Source organism: Streptomyces griseorubiginosus (assembly GCF_001514195.1).
In the GTDB taxonomy this organism is placed as follows: Bacteria; Actinomycetota; Actinomycetes; order Streptomycetales; family Streptomycetaceae; genus Streptomyces; species Streptomyces griseorubiginosus.
Window position 1 is genome coordinate 316,206 of sequence record NZ_KQ948739.1, and the last position, 15,499, is coordinate 331,704.

Below are 15,499 nucleotides of genomic sequence, written 5' to 3' on the forward strand. Positions count from 1 at the left end.
GCACGGCACCGTACGGCGAAGAGGGCGCCCCCTCCCTGACCGGGGGCGCCCTCTTCGTGTCCGCGGGGCCGGTTCAGCCGGCGGCCGGTTCAGCCCTTGCTGAGCTCCCAGAAGCGGAAGACGGTCGAGGCGTCGAGGCAGTACTCCAGGCCGTAGACGTCGTCGCGGACGACGGCGTACTGCTTGGCCTGCCAGACCGGCAGGACGGGGACGTCGTCGGCGACGATGTCCTGGAGGGTGCCGAAGTGGTCGTCCGTGGCGGAGCGGTCCGGCTGGGCGGCGGTCTCGGGGATGAGCGTGCCGGTGATCTTGCTGTTGCTGTAGTTGTTGTTCAGCACGTTGCCCTTGCCGAAGAAGGGCGCGGTGAAGTTGTCGGCGTCCGGGTAGTCGGGGACCCAGCCCTTGACGTACACGCCGTACTTCCCGGCGGCGATGTCCTTCTCGTACTGGCCGAAGGGCACGGACTTCACGTCGGCGGCGAACAGCCCGCTGGCGTTGAGCTGCTTGGCGATGGTGCGGAGTTCCTGGTCGGTGGCCGGGCCGTAGCGGGACGGCGTGGACCACAGGGTCAGCTTGACCTTGCCGGTGACGTTGTCGTCGGCGAGGGCGGTGGCGGCCTTGGCCCGGGAGGGCTCGGCGCCGTAGGTGTCGAAGAAGGCCGTGTTGTGGCCCGCGATACCGGCCGGGATGATCGAGTAGAGCGGGGTGGCGGTGCCCTGGTAGACGTCGTGGATGAGGGCTTCGCGGTCGAGGAGGTAGGCGATCGCCTTGCGGACGCCGACCTTGCCGGCGACCGGGTCCTTCATGTTGAAGACGAGGTGCTGGACCTCGGCGCTGGTGCCCTCGACGACCTCGACCCCGGAGTCGGGTGAGGCGTTCTCGATGTCGGTGATGTCGCCGGCGGTCAGACCGCGGTAGGCGAGGTCGACCTTCTTGTCGGTCAGCGCGGTCTTCAGGGCGGCCTGGTCGCCGTGGAAGAACTTCAGGGTGACGCCGGAGTTGTGGGTCTCGGCGGTGCCCTTGTAGTTCTCGTTGACGGAGAAGACGGCCTGGTCGTCGTCGAACGAGTCGAGCTTGTACGGGCCGGAGCCGACCGCCTTGCCGTCCTTGCGCAGGCCGTCGGCGTCGTACTGGGTGTGGTCGACGATCGAGCCGGCGCCGGAGGCGATCTTGCTGGGGAAGGTGGCGTCCGGGGTGTTGAGCTTGAAGACGACGGTCTTGGCGTCCGGGGTCTCGACCTTCTCGAGCATCGGGAACATGATCGCCGGACCGGCGTCGTCGTTGATCTTCAGCGTGCGATCGAAGGAGAACTTGACGTCCTTCGAGGTGAGAGCGTCACCGTTGCTGAACTTGAGGCCGTCCTTGAGCGTGCACGTGAACACCTGGGTCCTGGTGTCGGTGAACTCGCACTTCTGGGCGGCGTCCGGCTCCGGTTCGGTGCCGCCCTTGGGGAAGCTGAGCAGCGACTGGAAGACGTTGTTGAACAACAGCCAGGAGCCGGGGTCGTAGCCGGAGGCCGGGTCGGTGGCGAGGACGTCGTCGGACATGCCCATGACCACCGAGGAGCCGCCGGAACCGGAGTCACCCGAGTCCGTACCGCAGCCGGTCAACAGGCCGGAGGCCAGCCCCGCCACGATCGGCAGGACCGGCCACTGGAAGCGCTTGTTCACGTGCGAGTGCCTTGTCGTCGATTCTGTTGGGATCCCGGGCCGGTCCCGCGGCCCGGGGCTAAGGGGTGACGGCCGGTCAGCCGCTCACGCCCTTGCCGAGTTCCCACAGCTGCAGCGTCGACGAGGAGTTGAGCGCGTAGGCGGTGCCCGTGACGTCGTCGCGCGCGGCGACGTACTGGTTGCCCTGCCACAGCGGCAGCACGGGGACGTCGTTGGCGACGATGTCCTGGATCTCGGTCAGGCTTCCGGCTGCGGCGATGCGGTCGGCCTCGCGGCGGGAGTCCGGAATCAGGGTGTTGCGGATCTTGCTGTTGTCGTACGGCGAGCCGAGGAAGTTGTCCTTGTCGAGGAAGGGCGCGAGGTAGTTGTCGGCGTCGGGGAAGTCCGGGAACCAGCCCATGCCGTAGACGTCGTACTTGCCCTTCTGCTCGGCCGGGCGGAAGGTGTCCCAGGGGGTGCCCTGGATGCTGACGTCGAAGAGCCCGCTGTCGTTGAGCTGCTTCTGGAGGTCCTCGAACTCCTCCTTGGTGGCCGGACCGTAGTGGTCGGTCGTGTAGTGCAGGGTCAGCTTCACCGGGGTGCTGACGCCGGCCTGGGCCATGAGGGACTTGGCCTTGGTGACGCTGGGGTCGCCGTACTTGTTGAAGAACGAGTTGGAGTGGCCGGTGATGGAGGCCGGGACCAGCGAGAAGAGCGGCTCGGCCTGGGTGCCGTAGACCTTGGAGACGAGTTCACTGCGGTTGATCAGCTGGGCCATGGCCTGGCGTACGGCGCGGGACTTCACGGTCGGCGCGTTGGTGTTGAAGGCCAGGTAGCGGATCTCCAGGCCGGCCATCTCGACGAGGTCGACGTCGCCGCCGGATTCGTTGGAGAGCTTGTTGATCTGCGCGGGCGACATGGTGCGGGTGATGAGGTCGATGTCGCCCTTCTCGAGGGCCTCGCCCATCTTGTCGGCGTCCGCGTAGGAGCGCAGCTCGACCTTGTCGTTGTTCACGGTCAACGAACCCTTGTAGTTGGGGTTCTTGGTGAACACGGCGTCGACCAGCTCGTCGTTCTTGACGTCGGCCTTCATGGTGTAGGGGCCGGAGCCGTCGACGTCGAAGCCGTCGCGGAGCTTGTCCTTCGGGTAGTCCTCGGGGTCGACGATGCCGGCGACCGGGGTCGAGAGCTTGTACGGGAAGGTGGCGTCCGCGGTCTTGAGGTGGAAGATGACCTCCCGCTCGCCCTTGGTCTCGACGGTGTCGATCGTGGAGAGCAGCGCGAAGACGCCGGAGTCGGCCTTGATGGCACGGGCCCGGTCGATGGAGTACTTCACGTCGGCCGCGGTGATGGCGTGGCCGTTGGCGAACTTCAGGCCGTCGCGCAGGGTGCAGACGTAGCGCTCGTTGCCGCTGTCGCTGAAGCCGCAGGACTGGGCTGCCTCGGGCACGGGTTCGCCGTCGCCCTTGGGCTGGATCATCAGGGTCTGCACGGTCTGGCGCAGGACGTTCCAGGTGCCGACGTCGTACGCGTAGGCCGGGTCGAGCGGCGCCGGGGCGTCCTTCGTGGCGGTGAACCGGTCCGTGGTGCCGACGCCGATCGCGTCGCTCGAGCCGCTGCCGGCGTCGGTCCCGCCGCAGGCGGCGAGCACCGGCGCGAGCAGACCGATGACGGCCGGCAGCACCAAAGTCTTGCGGTTCATGCTCGAGTTTCTCCAGAGCTCTTGGGTCCGTGTAACCGGCATGCATGGGTGGTGCGGCGGATCACGGGGGTGGGGCGATGTTCTCAGCAGGAGATTAGTCCGCACCTGAAGGAGGGTTCGCGGGTACCGGAGTTGAAGTGCCATCACACAGCGGAACCGGGCGTGGACGCACCGAAAACCCGACAGGGGAAGGATTAGTGCAGGGTTCCATGAATCGGGACACATGGGCACGGCCGGGCCTGCGGAAGCGACGCGTCCGGCACAGCGCGGCCCGGCTGTCGAGCCTCCGTCGAGTGGGGAACCTCACACCCGTAACGGGGCGGCAGCCGACCGGAATTCGGCCATCCGGCGTGGTTCGAATTCCGGCGACGGGGATCTGGGGAATTACCGCGCTATCCGCGTTGCACGCTGGGTGAACAGCGGAGGCATTTCCGTCATCGATGGATCATCGAAAGCTGATCAAGCCGCGCAGAAACGTCAGGTCGACCTCTTCGAGGGAGCCGACGACGGTGCGGCCGGGGGCGGGCGGGATGGGGGCGACGGAGGGTACGGCCACGACCTGGCAGCCGGCCGCCTCGGCCGCGGCCACTCCGGTCGCGGTGTCCTCGACGACCGCGCATCTGGCCGGATCCGCGCCCAGTCCGGCGGCGGCGAACAGATACGGGTCGGGGTGGGGCTTGGTGCGCGGCACCTCGTCGCCGGCGACCGTGAGCGCGAAGTGCCGGGGGCCGAGGGAGGCGAGGACGCGGTCGATGATGCGCCGGTGCGAGGCGGAGACCAGGGCCGTGGGGATCCGGTGGGCGGAGAGTTCGGCGAGCAGCCGCATGGCGCCCGGCATCAGGGGCAGGGCGCGGCCGATGCGCTCCTCGAAGCCCTCGTTGAGCAGGACGGTGAGTTCGGGGAGGGTGATGTCGGCGCCGGTGGCCTCGATGAGGAAGCCCGCGCTGCGGGTCATGGGGCCGCCGACCACGACATGGCGCCAGGAGTCGTCGAGGGTGTGGCCGAGGCGGGCGAAGACCTCCACCTCGACGTCCCACCAGAAGCCCTCGGTGTCCACCAGGGTGCCGTCCATGTCGAGGAGGACGGCCTGGAGGGCGGAGCCGTCGGCCGTACGGGTCATGGGTGCGGGGACCGTGCTGGTCATCCACGTACCTCCTTGAGGGACGAGCAGGCCGGTTCCCACGAAGGGAACCGGCCTGCGGTGGACCGACCAGTGTACGACTTATCCGATCAGTGTGCTCGGTGAGCGCTTCTGCGACCCGGCGGGCTTCAGCGGGCGTTGAAGTACTTCGCCTCCGGGTGGTGGATGACGATCGCGTCGGTGGACTGCTCGGGGTGGAGCTGGAACTCCTCGCTGAGGTGGACGCCGATGCGCTCGGGCCGGAGCAGGTCGGCGATCTTGGCGCGGTCCTCCAGGTCGGGGCAGGCGCCGTAGCCCAGCGAGAAGCGGGCACCGCGGTACTTCAGGGCGAACATGTCCTCGACGTCGGCCGGGTCCTCGCCGGAGAAGCCGAGTTCGGAGCGCACGCGCGCGTGCCAGTACTCGGCGAGGGCCTCGGCGAGCTGGACGGACAGTCCGTGCAGTTCGAGGTAGTCGCGGTAGGCGTTGGCCTCGAACAGCTTGGCGGTCTGCTCGCCGATCCGGGAGCCGACGGTGACGACCTGGAGGCCCACCACGTCGGTCTCCCCCGACTCCTCGGGACGGAAGAAGTCGGCGAGGCACAGCCGGCGGCCGCGGCGCTGGCGCGGGAAGGTGAAGCGGGTGCGTTCGTTGCCCTGCTCGTCCAGGATGATCAGGTCGTCGTCCTTGGACACGCACGGGAAGTAGCCGTAGACGACGGCGGCCTCGAGGAGGTTCTCGGTCTGGAGCCGGTCGAGGAGGCCGCGCAGCCGGGGCCTGCCCTCGGTCTCGACGAGCTCCTCGTAGGTCGGTCCCTCGCCGGTGCGGGCCTGCTTGAGCCCCCACTGGCCCTTGAACAGGGCGCCTTCGTCGAGCCAGGAGGCGTACTCCTTGAGCTGGATGCCCTTGATGACCCGGGTGTCCCAGAACGGCGGTGTGGGCACCGGGTTGTCGGTGGCCACGTCGGAGCGGACGTGCCCCTCCTCGGGCCGCTCCTCCTGCACGGCCACGGCGCCGGAGCGCACGCGCCGCTGCTTGAGCTCGGGCAGCTTGGCGCCGGGCACGCCGCGCTTGACGCCGATGAGGGCGTCCATGAGGCGCAGGCCCTCGAACGCGTCGCGGGCGTAGCGGACCTCGCCCTCGTAGATCTCGTGGAGGTCCTGCTCGACGTACGCCCTCGTGAGCGCCGCTCCGCCGAGGATGACGGGGAAGTCGGCGGCGAGTCCGCGCTGGTTGAGCTCCTCCAGGTTCTCCTTCATGATCACCGTGGATTTGACCAGGAGCCCCGACATGCCGATGACGTCGGCGCGGTGTTCCTCGGCGGCGTCCAGGATCGCGGAGACCGGCTGCTTGATGCCGAGGTTGACCACGTTGTAGCCGTTGTTGGACAGGATGATGTCGACGAGGTTCTTGCCGATGTCGTGGACGTCGCCGCGGACGGTGGCGAGCACGATGGTGCCCTTGCCGGCCTCCTCGCCCTCGACCTTCTCCATGTGCGGTTCGAGGTAGGCGACGGCGGTCTTCATGACCTCGGCGGACTGGAGGACGAACGGCAGCTGCATCTGGCCGGAGCCGAAGAGCTCGCCGACGACCTTCATGCCGTCCAGGAGGGTGTCGTTGACGATGTCGAGGGCGGGGCGGGTCTGGAGGGCCTCGTCGAGGTCGGCCTCCAGGCCGTTCTTCTCGCCGTCGATGATGCGGCGCTTGAGGCGCTCCTCCAGCGGGAGCGCGGCCAGTTCCTCGGCCTTGCCGGCCTTGAGGGACTTGGCGGTGGCGCCCTCGAACAGGGCCATCAGCTTCTGGAGCGGGTCGTAGCCCTCGGCGCGACGGTCGTAGATGAGGTCGAGGGCGGTCCGGACCTCCTCCTCGCTGAAGCGGGCGATGGGGAGGATCTTCGACGCGTGGACGATCGCCGAGTCCAGGCCCGCCTTGACGCACTCGTCGAGGAAGACGGAGTTGAGCAGGATGCGGGCGGCCGGGTTGAGGCCGAAGGAGATGTTGGACAGGCCGAGGGTGGTCTGGACGTCGGGGTGGCGGCGCTTGAGTTCGCGGATCGCCTCGATGGTGGCGATGCCGTCCTTGCGGGACTCCTCCTGACCGGTGCAGATGGTGAAGGTCAGGGTGTCGATGAGGATGTCCGACTCGTGGATGCCCCAGTTCGTCGTCAGGTCCTCGATCAGCCGTTCGGCGATGGCGACCTTGGTCTCCGGGGTGCGGGCCTGGCCCTCCTCGTCGATGGTCAGCGCGATCAGGGCGGCGCCGTGCTCCCGGGCGAGCTTGGTGACCTTGGCGAAGCGGGACTCGGGGCCGTCGCCGTCCTCGTAGTTGACGGAGTTGATGACCGCGCGGCCGCCGAGCTTCTCCAGGCCGGCCTGGATGACGGGGACCTCGGTGGAGTCCAGGACGATCGGCAGGGTGGAGGCGGTGGCGAAGCGGCCGGCCAGTTCCTGCATGTCGGCGACGCCGTCCCGGCCGACGTAGTCCACGCAGAGGTCCAGCATGTGGGCGCCCTCGCGGATCTGCTCGCGGGCCATCTCCACACAGTCGTCCCAGCGGGCCTCCAGCATGGCCTCGCGGAACTTCTTGGAGCCGTTGGCGTTGGTGCGCTCGCCGATCGCCAGGTAGGAGGTGTCCTGGCGGAAGGGGACCGTCTGGTAGAGGGAGGCGGCGCCGGGCTCGGGCTGCGGGGTGCGCTCGGAGGGCGTGAGGTCGCGGACGCGCTCGACGACCTGGCGCAGGTGCTCGGGGGTGGTGCCGCAGCAGCCGCCGATCAGGGAGAGGCCGTAGTCGCGGACGAAGTTCTCCTGGGCGTCGGCCAGGCCCTCGGGGTCGAGCGGGAAGTGCGCGCCGTCCTTGGTGAGGATCGGCAGGCCGGCGTTCGGCATGCACAGCAGCGGGATGCGGGAGTGCCGGGCGAGGTAGCGCAGGTGCTCGCTCATCTCGGCGGGGCCGGTCGAGCAGTTCAGGCCGATCATGTCGATGCCGAGCGGCTCCAGCGCGGTCAGCGCGGCGCCGATCTCCGAGCCGAGCAGCATGGTGCCCGTGGTCTCGAACGCCATCGAGACCACCAGCGGCACGTCGGCGCCGGTCGCCTCCAGGGCGCGGCGGGCGCCGAGCACGGAGGCCTTGGTCTGGAGGAGGTCCTGGGTGGTCTCCACGATCAGGGCGTCGGCGCCGCCGGCGAGGAGGCCCTCCACGTTGGCCTGGTAGCCGTCGCGGATGGTGGCGTAGTCGATGTGGCCCAGGGTGGGCAGCTTGGTGCCGGGGCCGACGGAGCCCAGGACCCAGCGCTGCCGGCCGTCGCGGGCGGTGTGCTCGTCGGCCGCCTCGCGGGCGATCCGGGCACCGGCCTCGGACAGTTCGTGCACACGGTCGGCGATGTCGTACTCGGAGGCGGCCGTGTGGTTGGAGCCGAAGGTGTTGGTCTCCACGCAGTCGACGCCCACCTCGAAGTAGGCGTCATGGACCGAACGGACGATGTCGGGCCGGGTGACGTTCAGGATCTCGTTGCAGCCCTCGAGGTTCTCGAAGTCCTCCAGGGTGGGGTCCTGGGCCTGCAACATGGTGCCCATCGCTCCGTCGGCGACCACCACTCTGGTGGCGAGCGCCTCGCGGAGCGCGGACACACGGGTCCGGCTGTCGGCGGAAGGGGTCAGTGGCGACGAGGCCATGAAGGGGCTCCCTCAGTTGCGACGGCTGTCGGCTTCACGGCGCCCGCGAGAGGTCCCGCTCCGGGCGCACCACGCCAGGGTAGCCGGGTCCGGGTGCGGATGGTCGGTGCGTCCACGGGACGGACGAGGATGGCGGGCAGGTCACCGGTGGGAGACCAGTGATGCAACAGATGCCGACCGGTGACGCAACAGATGTCGACCGACCATTAGCGGGAGGTCGGCATGGACCGGTAGTGTTCGGCATTGCCGAACAGCGGCAGCGACGCCGTAACAATCGGCAGTCGAAGGGGACGGAGGCAGCACGGCGATGGCACGGAACATCCAGTCGCTCGAACGGGCGGCCGCGATGCTGCGGCTCCTCGCGGGCGGCGAGCGGAGACTCGGCCTGTCGGACATCGCCTCGTCCCTGGACCTGGCCAAGGGCACCGCGCACGGCATCCTGCGCACCCTCCAGGCGGAGGGGTTCGTGGAGCAGGACGACGCCTCGGGGCGGTACCAGCTGGGTGCCGAGCTGCTGCGCCTAGGCACCACCTATCTGGACGTCCACGAACTGCGCGCGCGTGCGCTGGTGTGGACGGACGACCTGGCCCGCTCCAGCGGCGAGAGCGTCCACCTGGGCGTGCTGCACCAGCAGGGCGTGCTGATCGTGCACCACGTCTTCCGGCCCGACGACAGCCGGCAGGTGCTGGAGATCGGCGCCATGCAGCCGCTGCACTGCACGGCACTGGGCAAGGTGCTGTCGGCGTACGACCCGGTGGCGCACAGCGAGGCGCTGGAGAGCGACCGCAAGGCGTTCACCGACCGGACCGTGTGCGAGCTGGACGCCTTCGAGCAGATCCTCGACCTCACGCGCGCGCGTGGGTACGCGGCGGACGTCGAGGAGACCTGGGAGGGCGTGGCCTCCGTCGCCGCGCCCATCCACGACCGGCGGCGCATGCCGGTCGGCGCGGTCGGCATCACCGGGGCGGTGGAGCGGCTGTGCCGGTCCGACGAAGCGGGCGCGCTGCGTCCGGAGCTGATCGCGGCGGTGCGGGACTGCGCCCGTGCGGTGTCGCGGGACCTGGGCGCCGGGCGCTTCTGAGTTCTGCGGGGGAACCGGTTCCGAGGACCGGGAGGGGCCGGTACGTCAGGTGACGACCGGCCCTCAGTCGTAACCTGACACAACGCCACAAATCGCCTGAACAAGATCGTTGACGCACAGGTATCCATAACGATCGTGTTTTCGACACCCAAACTCTTGACGTGCACGTAACGCCGGAGAAAGACTCCCGTCCATCGGTCGGCATTGTCGAACACCTACCGGCAATACGCGCTAGAGTGTGACAAGCCAAGGGCCGGCATCGCTCTCACCCCCGAGGGCAGCTCGAACCACCGGAGGGACCCGGGGTTCGGTCCCCTGGACGAAGGACAAAGGAGTCGCGGGTGTCCAGCTCCGACATCTTCATCGGCGAGACCATCGGTACCGCCATACTCATCCTGCTCGGCGGAGGCGTGTGCGCCGCCGTGACGCTGAAGGCCTCCAAGGCCCGCAACGCCGGCTGGCTCGCCATCACCTTCGGGTGGGGTTTCGCCGTTCTGACGGCCGTGTACACCTCGGCGCCGCTCTCCGGCGCCCACCTCAACCCGGCCGTCACGCTGGCGCTCGCGCTCAAGAAGGACGGCATCTCCTGGAGTGACGTCCCGATCTACTGGGGCGGGCAGCTGCTCGGCGCCATGATCGGTGCGGCCCTGGTCTGGATCGCCTACTACGGCCAGTTCCACGCGCACCTCACCGACAAGGAGATCGTCGGTGCTCCGGGCGCGCAGGCCACCGCCGCCAAGGCCGTCGAGGCGCAGGAGAAGGGCGCCGGCCCGGTCCTGGGCGTCTTCTCCACCGGACCCGAGGTGCGGGTCGCCTGGCAGAACGTCGCCACCGAGGTCATCGGCACCATCGTGCTGGTGCTCGCCGTCCTCACCCAGGGCCTCAACGGCGACGGCAAGGGCCTGGGCACCCTGGGCGCCCTGATCACCGCGTTCGTCGTGGTCTCCATCGGTCTGTCCCTCGGTGGTCCGACCGGGTACGCCATCAACCCGGCCCGTGACCTCGGTCCGCGTATCGTGCACGCCCTCCTGCCCCTGCCCAACAAGGGCGGCTCCGACTGGGGCTACGCCTGGGTTCCGATCGTCGGCCCGCTGGTCGGCGGTGCGATCGCCGCAGGCATCTACAACGTCGCTTTCGCTTAAAGCACCGGTAGAACGTCCCTCTCCCTCACGGAATCCCAGGAGCACACAGTGACCGACGCCCACACCGCCGGCCCCTTCATCGCCGCGATCGACCAGGGCACCACGTCCAGCCGCTGCATCGTCTTCGACAAGGACGGCCGTATCGTCTCGGTCGACCAGAAGGAGCACGAGCAGATCTTCCCGAAGCCGGGTTGGGTCGAGCACAACGCCAACGAGATCTGGACCAACGTCCAGGAAGTCGTCGCCGGAGCCATCCAGAAGGCCGGCATCACCCGTGACGACATCAAGGCCATCGGCATCACCAACCAGCGCGAGACCACGCTGCTGTGGGACAAGAACACCGGTGAGCCCGTCCACAACGCCATCGTCTGGCAGGACACCCGCACCGACGCCCTGTGCAAGGAGCTCGGCCGCAACGTCGGCCAGGACCGCTTCCGCCGCGAGACCGGTCTGCCGCTGGCCTCCTACTTCGCCGGCCCGAAGGCCCGCTGGCTGCTCGACAACGTCGAGGGCCTGCGCGAGCGCGCCGAGCGCGGCGACATCCTCTTCGGCACGATGGACACCTGGGTCATCTGGAACCTGACCGGTGGTGTCAACGGCGGCAAGCACTACACCGACGTCACCAACGCCTCCCGCACCATGCTGATGAACCTCCACACCCTGGAGTGGGACGAGAAGATCGCCGAGTCCATCGGCGTGCCGCTGTCGATGCTCCCGGAGATCCGTTCCTCCGCCGAGGTCTACGGCGAGGTCACCGGCGGCAAGCTGGGCGACCTGCTCGGCGGCATCCCGGTCGCCTCCGCGCTCGGCGACCAGCAGGCGGCCCTGTTCGGCCAGACCTGTTTCGCCGAGGGCGAGGCCAAGTCGACGTACGGCACCGGCACATTCATGCTGATGAACACCGGCGAGAAGATCATCAACTCCTACTCGGGCCTGCTGACCACGGTCGGCTACCGCATCGGCGACGACAAGCCGGTCTACGCCCTGGAGGGCTCGATCGCCGTCACCGGTTCGCTGGTGCAGTGGATGCGCGACCAGATGGGCCTGATCTCCACCGCCGCCGAGATCGAGACGCTCGCCCTGTCCGTCGAGGACAACGGCGGCGCCTACTTCGTGCCGGCCTTCTCCGGTCTGTTCGCCCCGTACTGGCGCTCCGACGCCCGCGGTGTGATCGCCGGTCTGACCCGGTACGTCACCAAGGCGCACCTCGCGCGCGCCGTCCTGGAGGCCACCGCCTGGCAGACCCGTGAGATCACGGACGCCATGACCAAGGACTCGGGCGTCGAGCTCGCGGCCCTCAAGGTCGACGGCGGCATGACCTCCAACAACCTGCTGATGCAGACCCTCTCGGACTTCCTGGACGCCCCCGTGGTGCGCCCGATGGTCGCCGAGACCACCTGCCTCGGTGCCGCCTACGCCGCCGGTCTCGCCGTCGGCTTCTGGACCAGCACCGACGACCTGCGCGCCAACTGGCGCCGGGCCGCCGAGTGGACCCCCCGCATGGACGCGGACGCCCGCGACCGTGAGTACAAGAGCTGGCTCAAGGCCGTCGAGCGGACCATGGGCTGGCTCGAGGACGACGAGAGCTGAGAGAAACACCCCCCTCTGCGGCTCTGAAGAGGAGTTAGAACCCCACATGACCAGTCAGTCCACCCTCCAGTCCGTGCCTGCCCTCGGCACGCGCCCGGCCTCCGGCTCCAACCCGAGCCGCGCCGAGACCCGGGAGCAGCTCGCCAAGGCGTCGTACGACCTTCTCGTCATCGGCGGCGGCATCCTGGGCATCTCCACCGCCTGGCACGCCGCGCAGTCCGGCCTGAGGGTGGCCCTGGTCGACGCCGGCGACTTCGCCGGCGCCACCTCCTCCGCCTCCTCCAAGCTGCTCCACGGCGGTCTGCGCTACCTGCAGACCGGCGCGGTGAAGCTGGTGGCGGAGAACCACTTCGAGCGCCGTGCGGTCTCCCGCCAGGTGGCCCCCCACCTGGCGAACCCGCTCACCTTCTACCTCCCGGTGTACAAGGGCGGACCGCACGGCGCGGCGAAGCTCGGGGCGGGCGTCTTCGCCTACTCCGCGCTCTCCGCGTTCGGCGACGGCGTCGGCCACCTCCTGTCCCCCGCGAAGGCGGCGCAGGACGTGCCCGAGCTGCGCACCGAGAACCTCAAGGCCGTGGCCGTGTACGGCGACGACCAGATGAACGACGCGCGCATGGCGCTGATGACGGTCCGTGCGGCCGTCGAGGCGGGCGCGGTCGTGCTGAACCACGCCGAGGTGACCGGGCTCCGGTTCACCAAGGGCCGGGTGACCGGCGCGGAGCTGCGCGACCGGCAGTCCGGTGACGAGTTCGGCGTGAACGCCCGGCTCGTGCTCAACGCGACCGGCCCGTGGGTGGACCACCTGCGCCGGATGGAGGACCCGAACGCGGCCCCGTCCATCCGCCTGTCCAAGGGCGCGCACCTGGTCCTCAAGCGCACCTCCCCCTGGAAGGCCGCGCTGGCCACCCCCATCGACAAGTACCGCATCACCTTCGCCCTCCCCTGGGAGGACATGCTGCTGCTCGGCACGACCGACGAGGAGTTCGAGGGCGACCCGGCCGACGTCCAGGTCACCGAGAAGGACATAGCCCAGATCCTGGACGAGGCCGCGTTCTCGGTCCGCGACCAGCAGCTGAGCCGTGACCTGATCACCTACTCCTTCGCGGGCCTGCGGGTGCTGCCGGGCGGCCCCGGCGACACCGCGAAGGCCAAGCGCGAGACCGTGGTCACGGAGGGCCGGGGCGGGATGCTGTCCGTCGCGGGCGGCAAGTGGACGACGTTCCGGCACATCGGCCGTACGGTCATGCAGAAGCTGGAGGCGCTGCCGGGCCACCCGCTGGGCGACGACTTCGAGCCCATCTCCTCGCTGCCGAAGAAGCTTCCGCTGCCCGGTGTCGCCAACCCGCGCGCGGTCGCGCACCGGCTGCTGGTGGACAACCCGGCGCCGGGTCCGCGGATGGCCGCCGACACGGCGAAGCACCTGGCCACGCACTACGGTTCGCTGGCCTTCGACATCGCCCGGCTGGCCAACGAGAACCCCGAGCTGGGCGAGCGGGTGCACCCCGACGCCCCGGAGATCTGGGCGCAGGTCGTCTACGCCCGGGACAACGAGTGGGCCGAGACGCAGGACGACGTGCTGCGCCGCCGTACGACCCTCACGATCCGCGGCCTGGCCACGGACGAGGTGCGCGCGAAGGTGCAGGACGTGCTCGACAAGAAGTAGCGCTCGGCCCGGCCCCACCCCTCCCCGACCGGGGCCGGCGTCCCGAGAACGGCCCCTCCCCCTATGGGGGCCGGTGTGCGAAGGGGCGGCTCCTCGATCGAGGGGCCGCCCCTTCGGCGGTCGCGGTCCTTCGGCGGTCGCGTCCCTCCAGCGGTCGCGTCCCTTCGGCGGTCCGGGAAAAGAGCGGGCGCACAGGTCCGTGCCCTGTCTACGGTACGGCTGTGACGATCACCGACGCCGAGATGGCCGCCCTGCTCGCCCCCGGAGGCTTCCACTTCCTGCGGCGCCTGGCCGAGGACGAGGTCCCGCCCCTGCCGACACCGCCCGACCGCGGAGCGGCGAGCTGTCTGGGCGAGCACGGCCGGGTCGACTCTCCGCTGGTGGACATCGACGACCCGGACCTGGCGGCGAAGGTGCGGGCCGGCTGGCAGGACATGGCCGTCGAGTACGGACTCCTCGACGACGACCGCGAGTTCCTGCTCGGCGTCGACTACTCGGACCCCGGGGACGTCGACAGCGAGTGGGCATGGGCCCGTGTGCGACTTCTCGACGCGTGGGACCTGGGTGGTGGCGACGACGGCCCGCTGCCCTCGTGGATGCGGTTCTACATGGGCCGCAGGTTCGTCCCGGAGTTCACCGTGATGAGCCTCGACGGCCGCCTGCTGATGAACACCACCCTGTGGGGCGACGGGACGGTCAGCACCATCGTCATCTGTCCGTCGCGACTACTGCCCTGACCTCGTCCGGCGTCGCCAACTCGGCCCGGCGCACGATCAGTTCGCGGCCGATCAGCAATGCCCTGCGGGATGCCTCCACCGGGTCCGGGAGTGTGGTCAGGTCGGTCAGGTGCGCGAAGCCGATGATCCTGCGGATGATCTCCGTGCCCGCGAAGCCGAGGGACTCGGCCCAGACCCTCCTCAGGAAGCGGTCCAGGTACGCCGCGTCGAAGAAGGTGTCCACCCTGGTGGGCCACAGGGCGCGGAACTCCGTCTCGAACGCCTCCCAGGACAGCCGGAGTTGGTCGGCATGGTCCGTCAGGCGGCCCAGGGCACGGGCCCGTTCCTCCGAGACCAGCGCGTTGGCCCAGTACAGGCCGAGGTCGAAGCCGATCGGGCCCACGAAGGAGAACTCGGGGTCGAAGACGCGCACGACCGGGGCGCCGTCACGGGTGCCGACCATGACGCTGCCCGAGTGGAGGTCGCCGTGCAGGAGGGCCTGGGCGCTGGTCATGAAGACGTGGCGGAGGTCGGCGACCTCGGTGCGGAGCACGGGGTCGGAGCGGAAGTCCGCCGCCAGGTCGGCCACGCCCTCGTGCCAGTGGTTGTGCTCGTGCTCGATGTACGGCTCGGACAGCACCACGTCCTCGGTGATCTTGCACAGCTCCGGGTTGACCGAGGCCGCGACCAGCGCCTTGCGTTCGGCGGACGGCATGCCGAAGTCGCTGGTGGAGAAGGCGAGTCGGGCCACCAGGCGGCCGATCTGGGCCGAGGTGTGGGGGCCGTAGGAGGCGCCCTCGTTGAGGACCGTGCGCAGGACCTCCAGGTCGGAGAGGTCCTCCATGACGAGGGCGTAGTTCTCGGGGTCGTAGCCGTGGATCGCCGGGATCTCGTCGGGGGCGACCTTGGCGAGCTGCTCGTAGGCGCGGGCCTCGGCGTTCGCGCGGTCGGGGCTCAGCGGCCAGGAGGGACCGGCGACGCGCACCCAGGGCAGGGCCTGCTTGAGGGCGAGGCTGCGGGTGCCGGCGGCGTTCGAGGCCAGGAAGACCCGGTTGACGTTGCCGTCGGAGACCTCCCGTACGGCGATGTCGTCCAGGTCGTCCCAGTGGCCGCGCTCGCGCAGGTACGCCGGGATGTCGTCGGTCTCCAGGATGCGGTAGCCCAT

Annotated in this window: 10 protein-coding genes; 5 read left to right on the top strand and 5 right to left on the bottom strand. The window is 69.4% G+C overall.

Going from position 1 to position 15,499, the window contains the following annotated elements:
• Positions 1-89: 89 nt before the first annotated feature.
• The 4 genes from AQJ54_RS27210 to metH all read right to left on the bottom strand — a co-directional run bounded on the left by AQJ54_RS27210 (position 90) and on the right by metH (position 8,142).
• Complete coding sequence (locus tag AQJ54_RS27210; RefSeq protein WP_062241674.1) at positions 90-1,670, bottom strand: ABC transporter substrate-binding protein; 1,581 nt, start codon at positions 1,668-1,670, stop codon at positions 90-92.
• 76 nt (positions 1,671-1,746) lie between these two features.
• On the bottom strand, positions 1,747-3,351 hold the full coding sequence (locus AQJ54_RS27215; protein ID WP_062028563.1) for an ABC transporter substrate-binding protein: 1,605 nt from the start codon (positions 3,349-3,351) through the stop codon (positions 1,747-1,749).
• A gap of 445 nt (positions 3,352-3,796) precedes the next feature.
• Positions 3,797-4,495 (bottom strand): HAD family hydrolase, encoded by a 699-nt coding sequence (locus AQJ54_RS27220; protein WP_062241676.1) that lies wholly within the window; start codon positions 4,493-4,495, stop codon positions 3,797-3,799.
• Between the two features lie 125 nt (positions 4,496-4,620).
• Positions 4,621-8,142, bottom strand: a complete 3,522-nt coding sequence (metH, locus tag AQJ54_RS27225; RefSeq protein WP_062241678.1) for a methionine synthase — start codon at positions 8,140-8,142, stop codon at positions 4,621-4,623.
• A 307-nt stretch (positions 8,143-8,449) separates the two neighbouring features.
• Here metH and AQJ54_RS27230 point away from each other — a divergent pair, with 307 nt between their 5' ends.
• The 5 genes from AQJ54_RS27230 to AQJ54_RS27250 all read left to right on the top strand — a co-directional run bounded on the left by AQJ54_RS27230 (position 8,450) and on the right by AQJ54_RS27250 (position 14,355).
• A complete protein-coding gene (locus AQJ54_RS27230; protein WP_062241680.1) occupies positions 8,450-9,223 on the top strand; it encodes an IclR family transcriptional regulator in 774 nt (257 codons plus the stop codon).
• A gap of 341 nt (positions 9,224-9,564) precedes the next feature.
• Positions 9,565-10,365, top strand: coding sequence for an MIP/aquaporin family protein (locus tag AQJ54_RS27235; RefSeq protein ID WP_062028571.1), 801 nt, complete (start codon positions 9,565-9,567; stop codon positions 10,363-10,365).
• Between the two features lie 48 nt (positions 10,366-10,413).
• On the top strand, positions 10,414-11,955 hold the full coding sequence (gene glpK, locus AQJ54_RS27240) for a glycerol kinase GlpK (protein WP_062028572.1): 1,542 nt from the start codon (positions 10,414-10,416) through the stop codon (positions 11,953-11,955).
• Between the two features lie 46 nt (positions 11,956-12,001).
• Positions 12,002-13,618, top strand: coding sequence for a glycerol-3-phosphate dehydrogenase/oxidase (locus AQJ54_RS27245; protein ID WP_062028574.1), 1,617 nt, complete (start codon positions 12,002-12,004; stop codon positions 13,616-13,618).
• A gap of 221 nt (positions 13,619-13,839) precedes the next feature.
• Positions 13,840-14,355: a hypothetical protein gene (locus tag AQJ54_RS27250; RefSeq protein ID WP_063806462.1), complete on the top strand. Its 516-nt coding sequence runs from the start codon at positions 13,840-13,842 to the stop codon at positions 14,353-14,355.
• Here AQJ54_RS27250 and mtnK read toward each other — a convergent pair.
• A complete protein-coding gene (mtnK, locus tag AQJ54_RS27255) occupies positions 14,327-15,499 on the bottom strand; it encodes an S-methyl-5-thioribose kinase (protein ID WP_062241682.1) in 1,173 nt (390 codons plus the stop codon). The genes AQJ54_RS27250 and mtnK overlap by 29 nt on opposite strands.